The organism is Pseudomonas sp. 32_A (genome assembly GCF_017490905.1).
GTDB lineage: Bacteria > Pseudomonadota > Gammaproteobacteria > Pseudomonadales > Pseudomonadaceae > Aquipseudomonas > Aquipseudomonas inefficax.
Map to the genome: position 1 here is coordinate 1 of NZ_JAFGYI010000252.1, position 483 is coordinate 483.

Consider the following 483-nt stretch of genomic DNA (forward strand, 5'->3'; position numbering starts at 1 on the left):
GCCACGTCGCATCGAACACGATCGCCGCGACGCCGATCACGGCAGCCATCCCGACGAGCGCGAGGGTCCAGTCGAACAGCGTGACGAGCAGCGTCGCGCCGAGCAGATGCATGACGAGGCCGTCGTCGAGCCACGCGTTGGACGCCCATAGCACCGTGATCGTCGTCACGAGCGCGAGCCACACGTGTTGCAGCGTCGCGTCCTGCAGGCGGCCGAACGGGCGTTTCCACAGTGCGAGGACGAGCAACCCCACGGCGGCGATCCAGCCACCGACAGCGATCCAGAACGGAAGCGGCGTGTAGAGGAAACCCATGTTTCTATATTACTCGTTGAATACAAAAGATGGGAATGGATTCACCCTCTACGCGGGTTTTACCGGCTATTCGTTCGCCTTGAACGGCGTGCGCGGTTCAGCCGCGATGAGCGGCTGGGCAGACGACTCGTTTTCGGCGGCGAGCGGGTACGGATGCCGCGATTTCGCCG

Annotated in this window: 1 protein-coding gene; it reads right to left on the reverse strand. The window is 63.6% G+C overall.

Features of this window, described 5'->3' with window-relative positions:
- Positions 1–313, reverse strand: a 313-nt coding sequence (locus J5M58_RS26540; RefSeq protein ID WP_207880337.1) for a hypothetical protein, incomplete at its 3' end; no start/stop codon positions are given.
- Between the last annotated feature and the right edge of the window lie 170 nt (positions 314–483).